A 19,575-nucleotide genomic window follows, 5' to 3' on the forward strand; every position below is an offset into this window, starting at 1 on the left:
TCGGGAGAAGGTGCGCCCCAATTAGGTGAAGTGACTTGCTCACGGAGCTGAACGGGGTTGAAGAGACCAGGTGGCTGCAACTGTTTACTAAAAACATAGCACTCTGCAAACTCGAAAGAGGACGTATAGGGTGTGACGCCTGCCCGGTGCCGGAAGGTTAATTGATGAGGTTAGTCTTCGGACGAAGCTTTTGATCGAAGCCCCGGTAAACGGCGGCCGTAACTATAACGGTCCTAAGGTAGCGAAATTCCTTGTCGGGTAAGTTCCGACCTGCACGAATGGCGTAATGACGGCCACACTGTCTCCACCCGAGACTCAGTGAAATTGAATTCGCTGTTAAGATGCAGCGTACCCGCGGCTAGACGGAAAGACCCCGTGAACCTTTACTACAGCTTTGCACTGAACGCTGAACCTACTTGTGTAGGATAGCTGGGAGGCATCGAAGCGGTCACGCCAGTGATCGTGGAGCCAACCTTGAAATACCAGCCTGGTATGTTTGGCGTTCTAACCTCGACCCGTTATCCGGGTTAGGGACAGTGTATGGTGGGTAGTTTGACTGGGGCGGTCTCCTCCTAAAGAGTAACGGAGGAGCGCGACGGTACCCTAAGCACGGTCGGAAATCGTGCGTTTAGTGCAAAGGCATAAGGGTGCTTAACTGCGAGACAGACACGTCGAGCAGGTACGAAAGTAGGTCTTAGTGATCCGGTGGTTCTGAATGGAAGGGCCATCGCTCAACGGATAAAAGGTACTCCGGGGATAACAGGCTGATTCCTCCCAAGAGTCCATATCGACGGAGGAGTTTGGCACCTCGATGTCGGCTCATCACATCCTGGGGCTGTAGCAGGTCCCAAGGGTATGGCTGTTCGCCATTTAAAGTGGTACGCGAGCTGGGTTTAGAACGTCGTGAGACAGTTCGGTCCCTATCTGCCGTGGGCGTTGGAAGTTTGAGGGAAGCTGCTCCTAGTACGAGAGGACCGGAGTGGACGTACCCCTGGTGTTCGGGTTGTCATGCCAATGGCATTGCCCGGTAGCTACGTACGGACGGGATAAGCGCTGAAAGCATCTAAGCGCGAAGCCCCTCCCAAGATGAGACTTCCCAGGAACCTTGAGTTCCCTAAAGGTCCGTTGGAGACTACGACGTTGATAGGCACGGTGTGGAAGCGCAGTAATGCGTGAAGCTAACGTGTACTAATTGACCGTGAGGCTTGACCATATAACACCCAAGCAGTGGGTGTTGATGATTCAACGAGACAACATACCGCGACTATTTGGCTGAAAGGCCACACCTAGACTTCTTTTATTTGTAAATGCGCCCAAAAGGCGTGTTTGCTGAACCTGTTATGCTTGGCGGCCATAGCGAGGTGGTACCACCTGATCCCATCCCGAACTCAGAAGTGAAACACCTTTGCGCCGATGATAGTGTGGGGCTTCCCCATGTGAAAGTAGGTCACTGCCAAGCGCTTATTCTTAGCCCCTCCAAGGTCTCCTTGGGGGGGCCTTTTTATGTCCGTTAGAAAATGGAAATTATGCCTGAAGCTATTTTTTAGTGGTTAAAAAGGCACGGTATTTTTTTAATACTTTTTTAACGTAACCTTGAGTTTCCTTGTAAGGTGGAATACCTTGATACTTTTCCACCGCAGTGGGGCCGGCGTTGTAGGCGGCAATGGCCATTTTGTAGTTGTAGTTAAAACGCCGTTGCAGCTCGGCGTAATAACGTACTCCAGCTTCGATGTTCTGTTTGCCGTTCAATGAGTTGGTTACGCCTAAATATTTGGCCGTTTTGGGCATCAGTTGCATCAGGCCTTGAGCGCCAACACGCGAGTGGGCTTTTTCATCAAAACAAGATTCTACTTCAATAATGGCGCGAATCAGGTGTTTGCTGACCGAGTGTTTTTTTGCCGCGTGTTCGATGATCCGTTGATATTTTTTTGCCCGTTGGTTGAGAATGCTGCGAGTGACTTTGTGGCAAGAGCGGGTGGCGGTGGGACGACCATGGTACTTAACAAACTTGAAGCGCCCCGCTTGGCTTTTTAAGCGATGGTTGGTAATCCACTGTGTGCCATCGCGCTCCTTGTAGATGTAAATCTGTTCTGCTTGGCTGCTGAAGCTGAGAAGGGCGAGGGCGATGGTTATTGTCTTGAGAGGGGTCTTCATTACGATTTAGAACTGGGGTTCCAGTGTTGGATAAAGTCTGTAACGCTCGGACGCTGAGGTGCTGCGATTGTTTCGGTTTCAGTGCCGAGGTAGAGAAAACCGACGATTTGATCGTCAAAACCCAGCTCCAAGCCTTCGTTGATGTTCCAATCAAAAATGCTCTCGCCACTGAGCCAGATGGCACCGTAACCAAGCGCTTGGCTTGCCAATAAAATTTGTTGGCAAGCCGCTCCGGCAGAGAGGATTTGCTCCATTTTATTGACGCTGGGGTTGCTTTGAATTTTAGCTACAACGGTGATGATGAGCGGTGAACGCAGCGGTTTGATGCGCTGGCGTTCCACTTGCTCGGTTGTCGCCTGTGGGTGACGTTTTTGATAACAAGAAGCCATCAAGTCGCCTAATTTCTGTCTTGCCTCCTTTTCAATGATCAAAAATCGCCACGGTTGCAAACCGCCGTGGTCGGGGGCGGCAACCGCTGCGGCTAGAATTTGCTCCAATTCAGCTTTGTTTGGAGCCGGTTCGCCCAGTTGTTTCGCTGCGGTGGAGTGGCGTTGCTGTAAAAAAGTGATGTCATGCATAAAGAGTGTGAATAATCCGCTAATGAAAGAGTGCTGTTGGTTATAATACGGCGCTTGAATTCCTAAGAATAGGTTTAAGTCGTGGTTTTGTTCTATGTCTTCTTTTGATCCCATTAATGAATCCGTGTTGAGACGGAAGCTGGACGAAGCGCAGGTGGCTTGTGAGTCGTTGCAGGTTTTTTCAGAACTGGATTCTACGAATGCCTATTTGATGCGTCAAACAGAGGCGGAAGGCTTTCAGGTTTGCGTTGCTGAAGCTCAAACCCATGGGCGAGGGCGAAGAGGAAAGCCGTGGTTGGCTCCTATGGGCAGCGGCTTGACCTTCTCTTGTGTTCAGCGCCTCTCTTCTACTCAAGGTCGTTTAGCGGGTTTTAGTTTGGCTGTGGGGATTACGTTGGCGGAAAAACTGACCTATTTGGGGTTACCGAGGGTGGCTTTGAAGTGGCCGAATGATCTGTGCGTTGATGGGAAAAAATTAGCTGGTTTGCTGATTGAAGTACAGCCTTCTGTTGTAGGCAAAAGTGCGGTAGTGACGGGTATTGGCCTGAATTACGCCTTGAGTTCAGAGCAGAGCAAAGAGATTGATCAGCCCTGCGTGGGTGTGACTCAATTGGGTCTTGGGCTTTCTCGCAGTGAATTGTTGGCTGAACTGCTGATTGCATTGGCTCAAGCATACGAAGACTATGAAGAGCGTGGTTTTTCTTCATTTTATTCGCGTTGGTCACGTTGGGATCTGCTGCAAGGACGAGAGGTTAATTTGATCTTGCCCAAGCGTATTTTGCAGGGTGTGGCTAAGGGAGTGGATCAAAGCGGCTGTTTGCGTATTTTGGTGGCGGGGCAGCTACGAACCTTCAGCAGCGGCGAAGTGAGTGTGAGGGTGGCGCAGTGAGGTTATTAATCGACTGGGGCAATACGCGCTTAAAGTGGCGTTACATTGACGCTGGAAAACGCTCTGAGGTTGAGGCCATTGCTTGGAAAGATCGGCCATTGGATGATTTATTCGGCGAAGAATGGGGCTCTCTTCAGCCAGAGCGTGTTTTGGTCTGTAGCGTGTTGTCCCTCTCAATTGAGGAGAAATTAACCACTTGGGTAGAACGTGTGTGGGGCTTGCCAGTGGAGTGGTTGCGTTCCTCTGCTGCTCTGTTGGGGGTTCGCAACGGCTACCAAAACCCGCAGCAGTTGGGCAATGATCGCTGGGCGGCACTGTTGGCGGCGCGCCGTTTTTGTCGTTCTGACCTGTGCATGATTTCAGCGGGGAGTGCCTTGACGATGGACTGTTTGACTACCGATGGCCAACATTTGGGCGGGCAGATTTTCCCAGGTTTGCAGGGTTTGCGTCGTGCTTTGATGAATGATGTGGGCTTGCTTACAGAGCAGGGGAAAGCGGTTTGGCTGGCAAAAAATACCGCAGATGGCATTGTGGGTGGGACTTTGCACGGTTTGGCCAGTGTGGTGACGGTTTTTGTTAATCAGTGTGAAATTAATCTGTCAGTTCCGGTTAAGGTGTTGATGACGGGGGGGGATGCGCTGCTTTTGGACAAGGTTTTGGGTTTAGAAGTGGTGCTATTACCTGACCTTATTTTGCAAGGTGTTGAATGTTGGGTGGATCGATAACGTTATGCGTCTGTTTTTGTTTTTATTGCTGTTTTTGAATCTTTCTGGTTTGGCTTGGTACTTTTTTTTAGCGCCTAAAGCAACCATGGCCTACCATCATTTTCCCGTTAGTGTGGATGAATTGAAGCTGGTTATGGAAAGAAGCGCAGATGAGACAGAAAGCTCGTCTGAGCATGTTGCATCAACCCCTTCGGTAGAGGTTTTGATCAAAAACAGTGATGCGAAGAGCAACGTTGCCACGATTTCAGAGCGTGAAATGAGTGCGATTGAAGAGGAGGTTGGCGAGGGTGTTTTGCTGAGTAAAACAGAATCGGATGGGCTGCACGTTACGTTGCCAAAAAGCTGTTTTAGTCTCGGCCCCTTCACTGACTTGGATGCGGTAAAAAGTGCAACTTCGAAATTGGCTGAACAACAGATAGAAGTGACGCAGCGTGAATTAAAGGAGCGTTATCTGAGCTCCTATCAAGTTTATTTGAGTGCTTTGCCCACTTTGGCGAAAGCAAAAAAGGTAACGGAGCAGCTAAAACAGAAGAAAATTCGAGATTATTACATTATTTTAAAACGTGGCGCGCAGCGTTACGCGATTTCCTTGGGTCTGTTTAAGGATAAAAAACACGCTTTGCGCCGCATGATCTTGGTTAAAAAAAGAGGTTTTCAACCTAAAATGTTGAGTCGTTTCCGTACTCGTCAGCTCTATTGGCTCGATTATACTGGCGTTGAAGAGCCGATTGATCTGGCACTCCTACAAGGCAAGGAAGAAAAATCTTTACAGCGGCTAGAAAGAGCGTGTAATTGATTGCTTTACGGGACGCTTTTGCCTACAATCGCCCAGCAGATTGGTAATCACCGATCTGTTGAAAAACTGTTATTGCTGGCGTAGCTCAGTTGGTAGAGCAGCTGATTTGTAATCAGCAGGTCGTAGGTTCGACTCCTATCGCCAGCTCCATATAAAACAATCACTTATAACTACTACCTCTGTTTACTTATTTTTCATGTAGAGGCAATGTAGAGAACTACCCCGACGCACCCCTCTTTCTGGCTGTTTTGTTTCCTTCGCTATTCGCTATTCGCTGGCCACTGGCACCACCGTTGTGAGCCGTTCACCGTACTGGTAGCGTAACCGCTTCTTTGCCTGTTCTAAATTGTTGTTGGGCGCTATCAGGGTAAGCCAATTGCCCCCACCGTCAATCTGGTATCGGTAGACCTTAACCGCTGCTTTGGCCGGTTTGGGCTTAAGAGCTTGCCGACCAAGAGAGGGGGCTAAGTTGGATCGTTGCCGTAGGGCGTTTTTAATCACTGCTTTGTTTTGAGCAACACGGTTAATCACCTCCTTGGTAAGCAGGCTTTTTGCCCCATCAAGCAGCAGAGAGTTACCGTACAACGTCACCCTTAAGCCTGCTTGTTCCAGCTTTGCCAACCACGATAAACCCACCGTAACGCCCCCTCTTAATTTTGACCTCGATGTCATAAAAAAACCATTGACCTAAAAGCAAACTAAATGCTATTCGCACACACACGTAAGTGAGATTTTAGCCTTAATTATCGTCACCCTAGGGGTGTTTTTAGCCTATTTGTTATAAAAATCAAAGAGTTAAGGGGTGACGCAAGGAATAGAAATCGGGTTGATTATCGTCACCAAGCCGATTTTATCGTCACCGCACCCCTTTTTATCGTCACCAACCCAAAGATTTAAATTACTTGCGTCACCCTGTTGGGCGCAAAAATCCCCACGGTGGGCATTAACCCACCTAAAACAACTCAGTTTCTTAGGAAATAATCGCGCTGATTTTGGAGGGGTCGCCGCTTTGGGTGTCGCTTAGGTAGCCCATGATGGGGGTTCTAATAGCGCCGTCGCTGGCTGTTCTCAGGCGCAAACCCATAAGCCCACGGCCTGATTTTTTTCGATCCGCTTTAACGTCCAGTTTGTGCGTTTGGCAAAGGTCAATCACCGCTGCACCAAGCTTTCGCACTGTTACGGGTCTATGGCCTGCTTCTTCGCACCAATTGGCGTAATTGGGGTAGAGCATGGAAGCAATAAGCGCCGGATCTTCTGCGCTGGTGTTGCTGCCATTAAGGGTAAAGGTGTCGGGGGCGTAGATGCAGTTATCCTCTACCCATTGCGCCACTGGATTACTGTCAAGCATGGCCTCCAAGGTGGAATCACTGACCACCTGACAAGGCGCGTTAATGGCTTCGGTCACGGCATCGTCGGACAACTCCAACAACCAGTTAAGCAGGCCGGAAAGCTCGCTTTTCATCACCCCCAACATGCCGCCTTTTTTGCCAGCAAAACGCGCTTTGTCTCTTTCAGTGGGACGGTGGTTGAACTGGAGCGTGATCCTTCGCCGCATCAAGCCGCTGGTGTAGTCTTTGGACTGGATAACCTGATTGGCTGCAATGGCCACCAAACAGGTGGGTTTAAAGGGTTCGCGCTGCTGTTTGCCTTTGGCCTCATAGCGGATCATATCGCCGCCGGTCATGGCTTTCAGGTTGGCCACCTCACCGCCGTAGCTGTCACTGTCTGTGATCAACAAAAGCCGCTTGCCGTAGATAGAAGCCCCTTCAAAGCGGTTTTTTTCCAAGTTGTGCAGGTTGGTGGTAAAGGTGTTTTTTATCCCGACCAACTCAGAAAGCAGGTTTAGAAAGGTGGATTTTCCCGTGCCACCGGCTCCAATCAGCTCTAAATATTTCTGTAGGTCGGTGCGGCCTGTTAACACCGCTTTCATCCAAGAGCGCAGGAAGTGAACCATGCTTTCATCCCCTTGTGTGGCTTCATGCAACCACTGTTTTATGGTGGGACAATCGGCTTTAGGATTGTGGGCAAAGGGCAAACGCCAGTTAAACCACATCCCTGCGGTGTAGGGGGTTAGGGTTTGACGTGTGAGGTCTAAAACGCCGTTATCTAGGGGCAGCAGATGCCGCCCTTCGTTCCATTCATTAACGGCATAATCACCTTGGAAAAACACCATGACGTTGCGAAAAGGATTAAGGCCGAAACCGTCGGGCAGTGCGGCCAATAACACCAGTTTCACCACTCTTTGAGCGCGTTTTTCGGTGCATCTTTGCCACGTTTTGCCGTCACAAAGCACCCAATAACCCCCCACATCATCCCACGCCAACACTTCACAAAGTAGATCCGTAAGCCATTCGCTGGCGGTGCTTTCCGCTGGCATTTTTTCCCACTCTTTTACCGCCAAATCGTCTAACTCTGCCTGACTGCTGCGCCGTTTCCCTTGCCGCAATAAACGCCGTAAAGCTGGGGCGTTTACAGGCTGAAATACCGCCATATCTGTGCTTTTTTCAGGCTTTTTAAAGGGTATTGTTTTATTTTCACCCTCTTTTATTGGCGGTGTGTTTTTATCTCTATTGTTTTTTTTAAGCCGTGGTTTTATCTCTGTGATTGATTTATTAATCTCTTTTTTGCTCACGGGGTTGTTTCCTCTTTTTCGTTCAACACATCCAGCCAGTCCCGTGATTTTTCCCCCTCTTGGATGGGGTGTTCAGGTAGGTGGATGGAGACGGTACGGCCTTCGTTTTCAAGACGGCCAGCCAATTTACAAGCGGCCTGTTCACCCCGACCGGAGCGGTCTAAATCGGCCATAATAAAGACACGCTGCACGCAGTCGGGCAACTGCACCGACTCCAACCCGTAGGCGCTGATGGTTGCCCACGTTGGTTTTCCCGTGGCCAGCCAGACGGCCAAAGCGGTCTCTATGCCTTCGGCCAAACACAGCTCATGGATGGGTTCACAGAGCTGGATTGCTGCGCCGTGACTTGCACCACGCTCAACCGCCGTCATTAACTTTTTGGGTGATTCCACCGCCGCTTTTTGGCCATCGGCTTGTAGGTAGGTGCGGTGCAGTGTTGCCATTTTGCCGTTGGGTGATTGGATCAAGGCCACCATTGCCGGATGGCTGCCCCGCTTAACGGGCTTGCCGGTGGTGGGGTCGGGTTCCCAGTAGTCTAAATTGGGGTGATAGCGCAGGCTGTCAGGCAGGCCAGCCAATACAATCCCACCTAAACCGCGTTCAATCAGGTAAGCGATTAACGGCTTAGCGTCGGGGTGATCCGCTGGCAAGAGTTGCGAATAGACGCGCCGGAGCGCGTCCCGTGCCGCGCTGTTGCGGCTTTTAATCGCGTCCCTTGTGCTTTTTGGGGTGATCGGTTTGATGGGCATGGGGGGTGTGTTTCCACTCTGGCCAGCCAATCCAAGAACGCCAGCCACTTCCCTTAAGGTCTGGCTGTTGTCCCAGCCATTGAGCCAGCCAAGAAGCGCGAACCCGTCCCGAAAAGAGCCGCAAGAGTTACAAACCCCGCCCCCCACTTGGGCGGCATCTTGATAGAGCCGGAACCCATCGGAACCACCATGCACGGGGCATCCCACATGCCGTGGGGTCTTTTCGATGGCTTCCCCTAAGTTCGGAGCCAGTTCCGCCAAAAGGGGCAACCAGTGGCCGGTGGCGTGTTGTTTTACATCGGCAAAGCGCAGCGCGGCCATAATCACGCCCCCGTTGCTGTTTTGGGTAAGTTCAGGCCGACCAAGGAAGGGGCAGGGGTGTTTTTTCGGTAAGCGTCACACAGAGCATCAAAGAGGGTGCTGGTGTGTTCACGGATCTTTTTCAGCTCTTCCAGAATCACAGCTGCGGCGCTGGAAAGGGCTACGGGTCTCACCACGTCCATGCTGTTGTTCATCTCTGCCAATTCACCCAAGCAGTAGACCAGTTCCGTTACCCCTTCGGAGCGCGATAAGGCGCAGTTTATGAGGTCAATTTGTGCCACGCCGTCCACGGATTGGGTGTTGTTATTCATGCTAAACGCCCCTGCATTATGCGGTTAAAGCCCGACAGTTGGAGCTGTTGGACGCTCCATTGGCTCCAGAGCTTGCAAAGCAGTTTCGCAATAATGGCTCCCTGTAGGGCGCTGTCTGGGATGATCTCGACCAACAAAGACAACTCTACTAATGGTGTGGCTTCACCCTTTGACACGCTTAAGGTGGCCAACAAAATGGCGTTGCTTTCTGCGCGTTCGATCAACATCCAAACATCCAAGCCCAAAATGGCCGCCACCGGTTCCAAGCCCACAAAGGGTTTTCCGCCGATGTTAATTAGGCTGAACTCATAGCCGACCATAAACAGGTGGGCGGTGTTTAAGCCGCACTGTAAAGGGGCGTTGCCCCACGTTTGTTGGGGGTTGTTTTCCATTCTTTGCATGATCAAATTCCTTTTTGTGTGCTGGTGGTGTGGTGGTTGTTGGCGCTGCTGCACTCTGTTGGTGTCTGGAAGATCAACAGATTTAAAGCCGCAAACCAAACCATTGACGACCACAAAATCAGGGGGACAAAAGAGAGGAAAAAGTGGGAAGAGATTAAGCGTTCAAGCGGGGTTTCGTTGACGCAGGGCGTAACGGTTTTGGGGTGTTTGGCCATGATAGGCGGTTCCTTTTTTCTTTGTTCAAAAAGAGAAGTAACAAGGGTGTCAGGTGGTTGAACACTGCAAAAAGTAACAGCCGCACGTTTTCCCCGCGAGGGTCTTTTATGTACGCACGCCACCCGACATAACAGGGGAGTTACACGCAGGTTTTTTACCCACGCATAAATAACTTGTAAGCGCCCTTTATTACAGGCACAAAAAAAACCGCTGTCTGACGGGTGCGGGTTCCGCTTTTTTTTTGGGTGTTCAAGCCCAGCGCCAGAAGCATACGGGAAAGCAGGGCTTAGGATCAAGGGGGAATTGTGGGGGTTCATGCCCGATTTTTCCCACGGCGTTGTGCTTGGCGCTGCTTTTCTTTCTTTAAAATATCGTAAATGCTTGGGACAGAAAGCCGGTAACGCCGCGCCAACCCCACCACATTGGAACCGTCAAACTCCTTTAACATGCAATAGTTTCTAATGGCTAAGCGTAACTTTTCATCCCGCGCAATATAGACCTGCTGACCGCCAAAATGGTGGGATAACTCAAGCACTAAACCTTTTGCCTCTTGCCGTGCTTTGGCTTCGGAGAGCGGTCGGATTTTCATCACATGGCGGGTAAACATCTCCACCATATCCCGCATGGTTTCAGGCCATTGGGCGGTGGTGCTGCCTATCGCCTCCCCCATCAATTCGGGCAACCCATCACTGTTAAGGCTTTTGTGCTGTTGCTGCATTATCGACATACAACACCCCCACGGGTCACGGGTTGGCGGTTGGCGCTTAGGTAGTTGTCTAGGTCGGTGGTGTCGTACAAGACACGCCGCCCAATGCGAATAAAGGCGGGTTCTGCGCCTTTCAGTCGCTCCTTTTTAAGTTTGCTTAGAGAGATTCCCAGATACGCCGCCGCGTCTTTTGCGGTTAATCGCTGAGATTGGTTTGATTGTTCGCCCATTGTTGCCTCCTTGTGGTCACTGATGGTCTCGACGGGGCATAAGATGGCACGGTTTGGCGGTTGAGTGAGATTATGGGATCTGAGTGAAAACCCCGATCTTTATTCCTTACTCCGTGTTGCCCGATTGTCACCAACGGTCTCGACGGGATTCAAGTCCCTCACTATAAGATCTAAAACCCACGGATAACTTTTAGGAAGGTTTAAATAGGGTTTAATCGGGGTTTAAATTATTCGCGCTTAAAATCCCACCAAATACCGCCAAATCCCACCAAATACCGCTTAATTTGAACCGCCTAAGAGGGGGTGTTTTCATGTAGGCAAGCACTGAAAATCCCCACCGCCGTTACCGGATGGGATACCACGGGGCATAGAGGGCTTTGTAGGGGCATAGATCTAAGGGTGTGGTGAGAGAGGCCAGCCAATTGAGCGCCGTTTAAATTTTAAACGGTGATCATTTAAACTAAGCGCGTTCAGTTTGGAGAGGCCAGCCAAGTGCAGAGCAGGCCGATCAAAAAGAGGGGTTATAGCTGCTTTGGTGGTGTGTAGTTTGTGGGTATAGGCGGGGCTGTATCAAATATTTCTGCAATATCGGCTAATGTTTTCGTAAGTTCTGAGTGTTTTTTGCTCCAATGGTGGCGAAAGTAAAGCAGCAAAAGCGGAACAGGCAGAACCACCGTGGCGATCATTACGACAACGCCAAACCAACCAATGGAAAAGGTGGGGTTAACTCCGATCATAAACAGCAGTGAGGCAATAACAAAGGCAGCAACAGCGCCGTAACGCTGGCCATACAGCGAAAGCTTATCACTGCCTTGCACGGCTTCCATATTGGCCTTGCGTAACTTTTTCTCAGCGTTGGCAATCACCCTAGGGCTTAGATCTGTGCTGGCTATATCAAGGTTTTCTATAAAGTCTAAGCAGAGTTTGTTATGGGTCTCTTTTCTTGAATTATGCAATTCAGACCAGAGAGAAAAGACCACGTTCATACCAAAAGAAACGCCCAATAGAGGCGAAAAATCAGCCAGTAAAAAAGCCAAAACACTACGCCTTTTTGTTTTTTATCAAGGGGATAAGATTAACGTGTCTTTGCTATCTTTTTGCAAAACATCGAAGAAGTGGTTTAGTTCTTTGGGTCTGTCATCCCTGCCAAAATTGGCCGTTGCTTTTGCGTTGTCCGTGTCTGTTTCGAGCCTGTAGGCATCCTGATCCATCACCGCAAAGTGGTGTCCAAAGCTTTTAATAAACGCATCGGGGTAAGAGAGCTGGCGCAATGAAAATTGCCCTTTAAGTGTTCCCTGCTTCTTCAAAGAGAGAACTCGCTCTATCAGTGGGTGCGCTTCAAGTTTGGCCGCTGGTGGTAAGTCTATGGGGCGCTCAGTGATGATAGACAACTCTACCCCTTCCTCCTGAGTCAGGAAGTTTTCTACTCTATCCAGCAAACCAGTGTCCGCATAGATGGGCAGTTTTTTACCGTTACCCACGGTTTCTATGTCACTTTCACGCTTAAGACTGCCTGATAGGATTCTTACCTTGCTGGTGGCCAGCTCCAAAAACTTACCCACTAAAAAATGGCGTGGCTTGGTTTGCCGTTGCTAATCCATTGATCTCTTGAGAGCAAAGCGCAGCGTTGAATATGTTCAAAATAACGGCGCTGTTCTACAGTCCAGCGATTTTTATCAAATACGCTCATAGTGGTTTTGCCTTCATGTTGCGGCTTGTACCTTGGTTTTTGATTTTCGTATAGCAAGAATTAAGCTAAAGCAGCGAGTATAACGGCAAGTCTTTACATAATACAGATTGGCGTTGTCTCTCATGGTCGCCAGTTGTCGCCGCTCTATTCTCAGCATATTTCTTAAAACCAACCGGCCAACCACGAAAAAGGCCATAAAACACCCCAAAGAATAGCAGGCAAAACAGACACTAAAAACAGCCATAACCGATGATATAAGGCAAGATAACTGCAAAAACAATAGAAGCTATCATGGCTGTTTTTTCCGTTTTATCACGGGTGTCGTTTGCAGGCCAAAGTGGTGACATAAGGAAATAAAAGGCATTTTTTGACCAAAAGGGTGACGCAAGTAATTAAAATCCTTGGCTTGGTGACGATAAAAAAGGGCTTGGTGACGATAATCACGGGCTTGGTGACGATAATCACGGGCTTGGTGACGATAATTATTTTGTTATGTCATTGTTTTTATTAGATAAAGCAAAAAGGGTGACGATAAATGTCTATTTTTTGGAATTTTCTGCACAGTGAATGCACATCCCCCTCAAGGAAAAGAGAAGAGGTTAAACAAGATAACTGTGATTTTTATGCCTTACTTATTGTTTTTTGTTTTTTGGTGCTTTTTTACCGTTTATCTGTTTTTAGTCTCTTGGTCAGGTTAACCACCTCTGCCCCCTGTTTGACTCCACCGGCCTTTAGAATGAAATCGGTTATACGTTGCATCGGTTCCCGTAGCCGCTCCACGTCCATGATGATATAACCGGCTGTCACGTCACCCCCGCTTTTGTGGTTGAGCAGTCGCTTAAGGGCGTAGGCTGGAATGTCCAAGCTTTCAGCAATCGTGATAAACGTCCGTCGTAGATCGTGAATGGTGAAGGGTACGCCGCTCTGCTTTGTCACCTTCTGCAACCACCGCTTGGGTTCCACCAAGTAACCGCCCTTACCGTCACCGGCAAAGACGTAGCGTGAGCCGTTGGCTTGCTCTTTCCTTTGGCTTAAAAGCTGGTGCAGGTAGTCCGATAGGGGCAGCTCATGGGTGTGGCGGTTTTTGGTGTCCCTGATGGTGATCGTCTTACCCTGTAGATCCACGTCACACCACGGCAACCGTGCCGCTTCTTCACGTCGTAAGCCGGTGAGGATCAACAACAGCAGGTAATCACGCACCACATCGGCCTTACTGGTGGGCTGTTCGGGCTTTAGGGTCAAAACAGCCCTGAACCATTGGGGGAGCTGTTCCGGCCTGATAAGCGTCTGTTTGCGTTCGACTCGATACCACGACCGCGTGGCAGACAGTCGCCGCGTGGGGTTGTCGGTAATGATGGGGCTACCGTCTGCCTTCTCATACTTGCCAATGGCAAAGTTAAACAGCGCCCTAAGCACCCTCATGGACTTATTGGCGCTGGTGGGGCTGCTTTCTCCCATCTGGCCGTGGCGTTTCTCCACCATGTTGCGGGTGATTGAGGTAATGGGCTTGCTCTGCCAATCACTGAAAGCCAAGCGCAGCACCTTGGCGTAGTCGTCCACGGTGCGGGGTTTTAGGTCACGGCTTGCCATGTAATCCTGATAGACGGTCGCTAAGGTCACTCTAAGCGCCTTTCTGTTGATCCGTTCCGCTACAACGTCCCGACCGCTGGCAAACTGCCCTATAACCTCTCTTGCCCGTTTACGGGCATCTTTCAGGCTTAAGGCAGGGTGCTTGCCAAGCGTAACCCGCCTTGATCGACCGTTTACCCATGACTCGACGATAAACGCCTTAGAACCGCCTGTAGTGACTCGCAAGGCCAAGCCCTTAAGCATCGTATCCCTTACGAACAGTTGACCCTGTTCAGGCGCTTCTATGGCGTTTACTTGGTGAGCGGTCAGTTCTTTGTGGATGGTTGCCATGTCGTTGCCTAAGTCTCATGTAGAGGCCATGTAGAGGATAATATGCCGATACCCCAAGCGATACAGAGCGAGACAATTCAGGAATATATCAGTTAATCATGGGGTTATGGTTTCTAATGTCCCCCCCTGTATCGCACCATATCACTATTTAAGATGATTTGTAATCAGCAGGTCGTAGGTTCGACTCCTATCGCCAGCTCCATATATTTTCATATTTCAGTCTATTTTTAAGACCTTTATTCTCTTAGTTGTCTCCCTTCCCCTAGAACGTATCGCCAATTGCGAGCGGTGACGTTATAGTGCGCCCTCATTTTTAAGATCTGTGAACTTATGTCTGCACCCGCCCCAGAAAATCCAAAAAGTGGCCAAGATAAAGAGGTCGCCGTCAAGCCTACGGGTTCTTTGCAAGCGTTGCTGCGTTTAGGCACACGTCACATTCGTCGTTTGTTGGTTTTTATTGTTGGCAGTACGGTGTTGCTCATTGGCATTATTATGTTGGTGACTCCAGGACCGGCGGTGGTTGTGATCCCGATTGGGTTGGGCATTTTGGGGATGGAGTTCGCTTGGGCGCGTCGTCTGTTGCAACGTTTTAAAGACGGTGTAAAAAACATGAGTGGTGGCGTAAAAGGCTGGTTTCGACGCAGAAACAAAGGCGAAGTGACCATCTCATCTTTGATAATTTATCCTTGTAAATCCTTACGTGGTATCTCGTTGGATTCGGTGCTGCTGGAGGCGCGTGGTTTGCAAGACGACCGGCGCTGGATGGTGGTGGACAGCAACGGAGAGTTTATTACTCAGCGTCAACAGCCGAGAATGGCGCTGTTGGATGTGCGGCTCACAGATAAGGGCTTGTTGATCTCCTTGGCAGAGGCTGAGCCGGTCTGTGCTTCGCGTGGTGGCGGTGATGTTTCGCAGGTTAAGGTTTGGAACGATTGGCTTGCAGCGGAGTCCTGTGGCAGCGAGGTTGATGCGTGGTTGTCGGGCTTTTTAGCGCAGCCGTGCCGCGTGGTTTATATGCCCGATCATGTGCAGCGCCCCATTGATCCTGTTTACGCGCAGTCGCAGGATCAGGTTAGCTTTGCCGATGGTTTTCCCTTGTTGCTTATTTCAGAAGCCTCTTTAGAGGCTTTGAATGAGAAGCTGGAACAGCCGGTGAGCATGGCGCATTTTCGACCTAATGTGGTGGTGGAGGGCTGTGAGGCCTTTGCCGAGGATCAATGGCGGCAGTTAAAAATAGATGAGGTAGAATTAAGCGTGGTGAAGCCGTGCAGTCGGTGTGTGATCACCACGATTGATCCACAAAGTGCTGAAAAGAGTCCTCAGCAAGAGCCATTGAGAACCTTATTAACCTTTCGTAAACGGGGAAAAGAGGTCTATTTTGGTCAAAATGTGATTCCTGCTGAAACGGGAGAGTTGCGTTTGCGTCAAAAGGTAACCGTGGTTGAGATGGCTCAATAGCAGCCTGTTTTTGAATTGAATTTTGCAGCAGGTGATATTGTGAGAAGTCTGATTTTTGGGGTGATTTTATCCACGTTAGTGGGTTCTGTAAGTGCGACTAATTATGGGCTTTATCCCCCGTTGCCTGGCATGGCCTCGGGAGTTATGCCGCAACCCAATTCACTCTACCCACCGCTTGCCGGTGTTGCGCCCATGATGCCACCTGCCAGCCCTTATCCAACGCCTGCTACGGATTACCCATCGAGCGCTGCGGGTAACAGTTGGCTGCCTCAGACAGGCGATTATTCTAGATCGGCTACGTCGATGCCACAAAATGCCATGGGCGCGATGCCAAATTCACTGTTTCCCCTATTTCAACAGCAACAGATGATGCAGCCTAATCAACCTTTTTCTGCTGGGCAATCTCTGTTTAAGGGAGCTTCATCACCGTTGCTAGACAGTGCGAACGGTTGGCCACAACCACCAGAGCATTCCCCCAACGCTCAAGAAGAGCACTCTTTAGAGGGGTTATGGCAGGGCAGCGGTGGCGAAATGATTGCGATTAAAGACAGCCGTTTTCTCTATTCGGATAAAGGTTCTCAGAAGTTCAGTGGTTATCTTTCCATTGGTCGAGATCGTTTTCAGGCTTCTATTCCAAGCCATAAAACCGTGGCTAATTACCAATATTGGATTAAGGCCGACAAACTGACGGTCAGAGATGAAGCAGGACGTGTACTCTATTTTCAACGGGTTTATCGCTGAGTGGAATGGGGTTTTTTTAGGCCACGGTCAGCTTGATTTGACAGCTTTTGAGCAGTTCGTTTTCTCGTTGCAGTTCGGCGTGGGTAAGGGGGTGTTGAGCCAACCAGTCGTGCGGAAAACCGAGCGTGAGTTCGTTCTGCTCCCATTTCACGATCAGAAAGGGCAGCGCTTGTTGGTTGCGGCCACGATGCAGAAGAATGGCCAAGCGTAAGATGATGCTGAGTCGAGTGACTCTGCTATGCAGTTCATCGGCCAGTGATTCGGTAAAATATTTAAGCGGGAATTTGCCCCGTTGCGCGCGTACGAGCGCGGCCAATTGCTGTTGATCAAAACGGGAAAAACCGGGTAGATCGGCAAAGCTGAGCAAGTAAGCGCCGTGTTTGTGGTGACCCGCGTGGGCGATGGCCAACCCGACCTCATGCAGTTGAGCAGCCCAACTGAGCATGTTTTTCTCCTCTTCTCCTTCCAGTTCCCAGCTTTCTTCCAGCATGGTTAATAGGCTGAGAGCGGTCTCTTCTACCCGCTGCGCTTGTTGAGAGTCCATGTTGTGTCGTCTCAAGAGGGCTTGCACGGTATTTTGGCGTACATCTTCGTGATGGCTTCGGCCAATTAATTCGTACAGCACGCCTTCACGCAGCGCACCGCTGGAGATCTCAATGTGTTGCAGATGCAGTGCCTTAAACAGGGCATAAAGCACGGCAAAACCGCCTGCCAAGACGGGGCGGCGTTTGTCGTTTAGCCCTTTGAGTTTCAGCTTGTCAGGGTGGCCTGCATTGAGTAGGGCGCGGTGCAGTTTTTCCATTGCGCTGCTGGAGATGCCGTTATCGCACCAGCCCATTGCTTGGCAGATGGCGGCGATGGCTTTGATGGTGCCGGAGGCTCCCAAGGTCAACTCGGTTTCCAGTTCACGAAATTGGCGTGCCACCGGTCGGATGATCAACAGAGCATGGGTGATGGCTTTACGCAGGTTGGTTGTATCTATAACACCATCAGGAAAGTGTTGTTGACTCATGACCACGCAGCCCATGGAAAGGCTTTCTCGTTGCACTGGAGTGATGCCTTGACCAACGATCAACTCGGTGCTGCCGCCGCCGATGTCGATGACCAGCTGCTGCCCCTTGGCCGGTGTTTGGCTTTTTGCCACGCCTAAATAGATTAGGCGTGCTTCTTCTCGACCGGAAATGATGTCGATTCGATGCCCCAGTGCGTGGTGTGCTTTGCGTAAAAAAGCGTTGGAATTTTTGGCTCGGCGTAGGGTGTTGGTGCCAACGGCACGCACCTGTTGATATGGCATTTCGCGCAGTCGTTGACTGAAACGTGCGAGGCATTCTAGGGCGATGGCTTCGGCTTCTGGAGTGATGTTGCCTTCTGTGTCTAGGCCGTTACCGAGGCGCACATTCTCCGAGATGCGGTCTTGTAGGTGTAGGTAGCCGTCGTCTTCGCGCGCGACGATCATGTGAAAGCTGTTGGAGCCGAGGTCAATGGCGGCGAAATGGTTGGGCATGGCTGAACTCCTGAGGGCGAGGTAGTTTACCTTAGCGCCATCTCAGGAGGATGAAAATAGAAACTTCGTTAGGGTAAAAACTACACCACGGTAAATTGCCCCATCATGCCACGATCTTCGTGTTCCAAAATATGGCAATGGAACATGTAAGGCGCGCTGGCATCGGTGGTGTAATCGGTCATTTTAATCACCACTTTGACTCGTTCATTGGGGCTTAGACGTACCGTATCTTTGTAGCCTTTTTCATATTCCGCGACGTTATTGGCAGAACCGTTGCGTTCGATGATCTGAAAGTGGGTGGCGTGGGTGTGGAAGTTGTGGGTCATGCCCATCGCGTTGCGAATTTCCCAAATTTCCACCTCGTCCAAGTTCATGCTGTGGTCAATGCGCGCCATGCTCATGGCTTTACCGTTAATGGCAAAACTGCCGTTCATGCCACCGATGCGTTCCAATACAAAAGGACGAGTGCGTACTGCGGTTGCTGGGTCAAGGGACGTTAAGGCGGTGAGTTGAGCTGGAACGGCGGTGATGTTGCCGGCGGTTTTGTTGACGTTCAGAGTCAGTAGAGGGGTGTTGCCGTTATTGGCGTCTTGCAGGGTGAGGGTTTGGCCTTGTAACTGACTTAGATCGACAACGATCTCCGCCCGTTCAGCGGGGCTGAGGGTGATGGAAGTTAAGTTGAGCGGCGTTTCACGAAAGGCGTTGTCGGTGGCAATCTGTTTAAAGCTCGCGCCGTTGCTCAGTTTGAGCCGATAAACGCGCGCATTGGAGGCGTTGAGAATGCGAAAACGCACCTCTTTGTTCGGCAGGTCGAGGTAGGGGTTGACGGTGCCGTTGATCATAAAGGTGTCGCCCAACATGCCGTGCATGGCATCACGCCTGCTGGGAAGGTAGTTAAAACTGCCGTTGGCGTTGAATTTACGGTCTTGAATAATGAGTGGAAAATCGTCTTCGGCCCAGGTCTTGGGCAGATCCAGTGCATCGCTTTCGGTGTCTTCGACGATCATCATGCCCGCTAAACCTCGATAGACTTGCTCGCCGGTTTTGTTGTGGGTGTGAGAGTGATACCAGTTGGTGCAGGCTTTTTGTTTGACGGTAAAACTCGGCTGCCAGAGGCCACCAGATGCAATGGCTTGGTGGGGGCCGCCGTCGGCGCTGCCAGGTACATGCATGCCGTGCCAATGCAGGGTGGCGGTTTCAGCCAAATTATTACGCACATTGAAATTGACCGTGTCGCCGTTACGGACTTTGATTACAGGGCCTAAAAAATCGGCGTTGATGCCAAAAGTGGGGGTGCTGAGACCGGCAATAAATTCACGGCTGCCGTTTTGTAAATTGAGATCAAACTGGGTTCCGGTTAACAATTGAGGCATGCGGAGGGGTTTTAATGCTCCCGTGTTGGCGTTGACAGTGCCGGTGTTGTGATTGCCCATTTTACAGCCCATTAGAGGGAGGCTTACCGCAGCAGCGGAGGCGAATAAAAAATCTCTGCGTTTCATGTTGTTTCCTTGCAAATAGAAAAGAGGCGGTAAATTAAGAGTTGATCTGACTGGA

21 protein-coding genes, 1 tRNA gene and 2 rRNA genes (1 of these 24 running past the window's edge) are annotated in these 19,575 nt (G+C 50.3%); 8 read left to right on the top strand and 16 right to left on the bottom strand.

Translation table 11 applies throughout. The features are described from left to right. Window positions 1–1,213: ribosomal RNA gene (locus Q9O24_02580) — 23S ribosomal RNA — on the top strand (it extends 1,693 nt beyond the left edge of the window). 130 nt (window positions 1,214–1,343) lie between these two features. Further along, window positions 1,344–1,459: ribosomal RNA gene (gene rrf / locus Q9O24_02585) — 5S ribosomal RNA — on the top strand. Between the two features lie 77 nt (window positions 1,460–1,536). On the opposite strand, the gene Q9O24_02590 is transcribed toward rrf, so the two are convergent. Together Q9O24_02590 and Q9O24_02595 are read right to left on the bottom strand one after the other, a co-directional pair. After that, the gene (locus tag Q9O24_02590; protein ID MDQ7074044.1) at window positions 1,537–2,154 is read right to left on the bottom strand and encodes a transglycosylase SLT domain-containing protein; all 618 of its coding nucleotides are present in this window, start codon (window positions 2,152–2,154) and stop codon (window positions 1,537–1,539) included. Continuing rightward, window positions 2,154–2,732, bottom strand: coding sequence for a nitroreductase (locus tag Q9O24_02595; GenBank protein MDQ7074045.1), 579 nt, complete (start codon window positions 2,730–2,732; stop codon window positions 2,154–2,156). Before Q9O24_02595 ends, Q9O24_02590 begins: the two co-directional genes overlap by 1 nt. A 94-nt stretch (window positions 2,733–2,826) precedes the next feature. Here Q9O24_02595 and Q9O24_02600 point away from each other — a divergent pair, with 94 nt between their 5' ends. The 4 genes from Q9O24_02600 (at window position 2,827) to Q9O24_02615 (ending at window position 5,292) form a co-directional block, all read left to right on the top strand. Next, entirely contained in the window at window positions 2,827–3,621 is a 795-nt protein-coding gene (locus Q9O24_02600) for a biotin--[acetyl-CoA-carboxylase] ligase (protein MDQ7074046.1), read from the top strand. After that, window positions 3,618–4,346, top strand: coding sequence for a type III pantothenate kinase (locus Q9O24_02605; GenBank protein MDQ7074047.1), 729 nt, complete (start codon window positions 3,618–3,620; stop codon window positions 4,344–4,346). The genes Q9O24_02600 and Q9O24_02605 overlap by 4 nt, the downstream gene beginning before the upstream one ends. Window positions 4,347–4,350: 4 nt before the next feature. After that, complete coding sequence (locus Q9O24_02610) at window positions 4,351–5,142, top strand: SPOR domain-containing protein (GenBank protein ID MDQ7074048.1); 792 nt, start codon at window positions 4,351–4,353, stop codon at window positions 5,140–5,142. A gap of 74 nt (window positions 5,143–5,216) precedes the next feature. Beyond that, window positions 5,217–5,292: transfer RNA gene (locus tag Q9O24_02615), tRNA-Thr, on the top strand. A gap of 117 nt (window positions 5,293–5,409) precedes the next feature. On the opposite strand, the gene Q9O24_02620 is transcribed toward Q9O24_02615, so the two are convergent. From Q9O24_02620 to Q9O24_02675, 12 genes are all read right to left on the bottom strand, one after another. Next, window positions 5,410–5,814 (bottom strand): hypothetical protein, encoded by a 405-nt coding sequence (locus Q9O24_02620; protein MDQ7074049.1) that lies wholly within the window; start codon window positions 5,812–5,814, stop codon window positions 5,410–5,412. 298 nt (window positions 5,815–6,112) lie between these two features. Further along, complete coding sequence (locus tag Q9O24_02625; protein MDQ7074050.1) at window positions 6,113–7,633, bottom strand: phage/plasmid primase, P4 family; 1,521 nt, start codon at window positions 7,631–7,633, stop codon at window positions 6,113–6,115. A gap of 137 nt (window positions 7,634–7,770) precedes the next feature. Further along, window positions 7,771–8,844 (bottom strand): toprim domain-containing protein, encoded by a 1,074-nt coding sequence (locus Q9O24_02630; protein ID MDQ7074051.1) that lies wholly within the window; start codon window positions 8,842–8,844, stop codon window positions 7,771–7,773. Window positions 8,845–8,846: 2 nt separating this feature from the next. Continuing rightward, window positions 8,847–9,155, bottom strand: coding sequence for a hypothetical protein (locus tag Q9O24_02635; protein MDQ7074052.1), 309 nt, complete (start codon window positions 9,153–9,155; stop codon window positions 8,847–8,849). Then, a complete protein-coding gene (locus tag Q9O24_02640; protein ID MDQ7074053.1) occupies window positions 9,152–9,556 on the bottom strand; it encodes a hypothetical protein in 405 nt (134 codons plus the stop codon). Before Q9O24_02640 ends, Q9O24_02635 begins: the two co-directional genes overlap by 4 nt. Before the next feature lie 2 nt (window positions 9,557–9,558). Continuing rightward, on the bottom strand, window positions 9,559–9,771 hold the full coding sequence (locus Q9O24_02645; protein MDQ7074054.1) for a hypothetical protein: 213 nt from the start codon (window positions 9,769–9,771) through the stop codon (window positions 9,559–9,561). Window positions 9,772–10,085: 314 nt separating this feature from the next. Further along, complete coding sequence (locus Q9O24_02650) at window positions 10,086–10,499, bottom strand: Mor transcription activator family protein (GenBank protein MDQ7074055.1); 414 nt, start codon at window positions 10,497–10,499, stop codon at window positions 10,086–10,088. After that, complete coding sequence (locus Q9O24_02655) at window positions 10,490–10,708, bottom strand: helix-turn-helix domain-containing protein (protein ID MDQ7074056.1); 219 nt, start codon at window positions 10,706–10,708, stop codon at window positions 10,490–10,492. Before Q9O24_02655 ends, Q9O24_02650 begins: the two co-directional genes overlap by 10 nt. A gap of 521 nt (window positions 10,709–11,229) precedes the next feature. Continuing rightward, window positions 11,230–11,745 (bottom strand): hypothetical protein, encoded by a 516-nt coding sequence (locus tag Q9O24_02660; GenBank protein ID MDQ7074057.1) that lies wholly within the window; start codon window positions 11,743–11,745, stop codon window positions 11,230–11,232. A 24-nt stretch (window positions 11,746–11,769) separates the two neighbouring features. After that, window positions 11,770–12,258 (bottom strand): hypothetical protein, encoded by a 489-nt coding sequence (locus tag Q9O24_02665; protein ID MDQ7074058.1) that lies wholly within the window; start codon window positions 12,256–12,258, stop codon window positions 11,770–11,772. 11 nt (window positions 12,259–12,269) lie between these two features. After that, entirely contained in the window at window positions 12,270–12,398 is a 129-nt protein-coding gene (locus Q9O24_02670; GenBank protein ID MDQ7074059.1) for a hypothetical protein, read from the bottom strand. 660 nt (window positions 12,399–13,058) lie between these two features. After that, a complete protein-coding gene (locus tag Q9O24_02675; GenBank protein ID MDQ7074060.1) occupies window positions 13,059–14,318 on the bottom strand; it encodes an integrase family protein in 1,260 nt (419 codons plus the stop codon). A gap of 330 nt (window positions 14,319–14,648) precedes the next feature. On the opposite strand from Q9O24_02675, the gene Q9O24_02680 reads away from it, so the two are divergent. After that, a complete protein-coding gene (locus tag Q9O24_02680) occupies window positions 14,649–15,776 on the top strand; it encodes an MOSC domain-containing protein (protein ID MDQ7074061.1) in 1,128 nt (375 codons plus the stop codon). Between the two features lie 39 nt (window positions 15,777–15,815). Beyond that, window positions 15,816–16,517, top strand: coding sequence for a hypothetical protein (locus Q9O24_02685; GenBank protein ID MDQ7074062.1), 702 nt, complete (start codon window positions 15,816–15,818; stop codon window positions 16,515–16,517). Window positions 16,518–16,533: 16 nt separating this feature from the next. Here Q9O24_02685 and Q9O24_02690 read toward each other — a convergent pair whose 3' ends face one another. Both Q9O24_02690 and Q9O24_02695 read right to left on the bottom strand, forming a co-directional pair. Beyond that, a complete protein-coding gene (locus Q9O24_02690; GenBank protein ID MDQ7074063.1) occupies window positions 16,534–18,021 on the bottom strand; it encodes a Ppx/GppA phosphatase family protein in 1,488 nt (495 codons plus the stop codon). A gap of 80 nt (window positions 18,022–18,101) precedes the next feature. Beyond that, on the bottom strand, window positions 18,102–19,520 hold the full coding sequence (locus Q9O24_02695) for a multicopper oxidase domain-containing protein (protein ID MDQ7074064.1): 1,419 nt from the start codon (window positions 19,518–19,520) through the stop codon (window positions 18,102–18,104). Window positions 19,521–19,575 lie beyond the last annotated feature (55 nt).

This window comes from Gammaproteobacteria bacterium, assembly GCA_030949385.1.
Classification (GTDB): Bacteria; Pseudomonadota; Gammaproteobacteria; order JAUZRS01; family JAUZRS01; genus JAUZRS01.

Excerpts from the sequence above, each read along its gene's own strand:
- Q9O24_02680 (MDQ7074061.1), top strand. The coding sequence starts at position 14,649 with ATGTCTGCACCCGCCCCAGAAAATCCAAAAAGTGGCCAAGATAAAGAG.
- Q9O24_02695 (MDQ7074064.1), bottom strand. The coding sequence starts at position 19,520 with ATGAAACGCAGAGATTTTTTATTCGCCTCCGCTGCTGCGGTAAGCCTC.
- Q9O24_02650 (MDQ7074055.1), bottom strand. The coding sequence starts at position 10,499 with ATGTCGATAATGCAGCAACAGCACAAAAGCCTTAACAGTGATGGGTTG.
- Q9O24_02690 (MDQ7074063.1), bottom strand. The coding sequence starts at position 18,021 with ATGCCCAACCATTTCGCCGCCATTGACCTCGGCTCCAACAGCTTTCAC.
- Q9O24_02635 (MDQ7074052.1), bottom strand. The coding sequence starts at position 9,155 with ATGAATAACAACACCCAATCCGTGGACGGCGTGGCACAAATTGACCTC.
- Q9O24_02590 (MDQ7074044.1), bottom strand. The coding sequence starts at position 2,154 with ATGAAGACCCCTCTCAAGACAATAACCATCGCCCTCGCCCTTCTCAGC.
- Q9O24_02655 (MDQ7074056.1), bottom strand. The coding sequence starts at position 10,708 with ATGGGCGAACAATCAAACCAATCTCAGCGATTAACCGCAAAAGACGCG.
- Q9O24_02675 (MDQ7074060.1), bottom strand. The coding sequence starts at position 14,318 with ATGGCAACCATCCACAAAGAACTGACCGCTCACCAAGTAAACGCCATA.
- Q9O24_02630 (MDQ7074051.1), bottom strand. The coding sequence starts at position 8,844 with ATGGCCGCGCTGCGCTTTGCCGATGTAAAACAACACGCCACCGGCCAC.
- Q9O24_02595 (MDQ7074045.1), bottom strand. The coding sequence starts at position 2,732 with ATGCATGACATCACTTTTTTACAGCAACGCCACTCCACCGCAGCGAAA.
- Q9O24_02640 (MDQ7074053.1), bottom strand. The coding sequence starts at position 9,556 with ATGCAAAGAATGGAAAACAACCCCCAACAAACGTGGGGCAACGCCCCT.
- Q9O24_02645 (MDQ7074054.1), bottom strand. The coding sequence starts at position 9,771 with ATGGCCAAACACCCCAAAACCGTTACGCCCTGCGTCAACGAAACCCCG.
- Q9O24_02625 (MDQ7074050.1), bottom strand. The coding sequence starts at position 7,633 with ATGGCGGTATTTCAGCCTGTAAACGCCCCAGCTTTACGGCGTTTATTG.
- Q9O24_02600 (MDQ7074046.1), top strand. The coding sequence starts at position 2,827 with ATGTCTTCTTTTGATCCCATTAATGAATCCGTGTTGAGACGGAAGCTG.
- Q9O24_02610 (MDQ7074048.1), top strand. The coding sequence starts at position 4,351 with ATGCGTCTGTTTTTGTTTTTATTGCTGTTTTTGAATCTTTCTGGTTTG.
- Q9O24_02670 (MDQ7074059.1), bottom strand. The coding sequence starts at position 12,398 with ATGAGCGTATTTGATAAAAATCGCTGGACTGTAGAACAGCGCCGTTAT.
- Q9O24_02620 (MDQ7074049.1), bottom strand. The coding sequence starts at position 5,814 with ATGACATCGAGGTCAAAATTAAGAGGGGGCGTTACGGTGGGTTTATCG.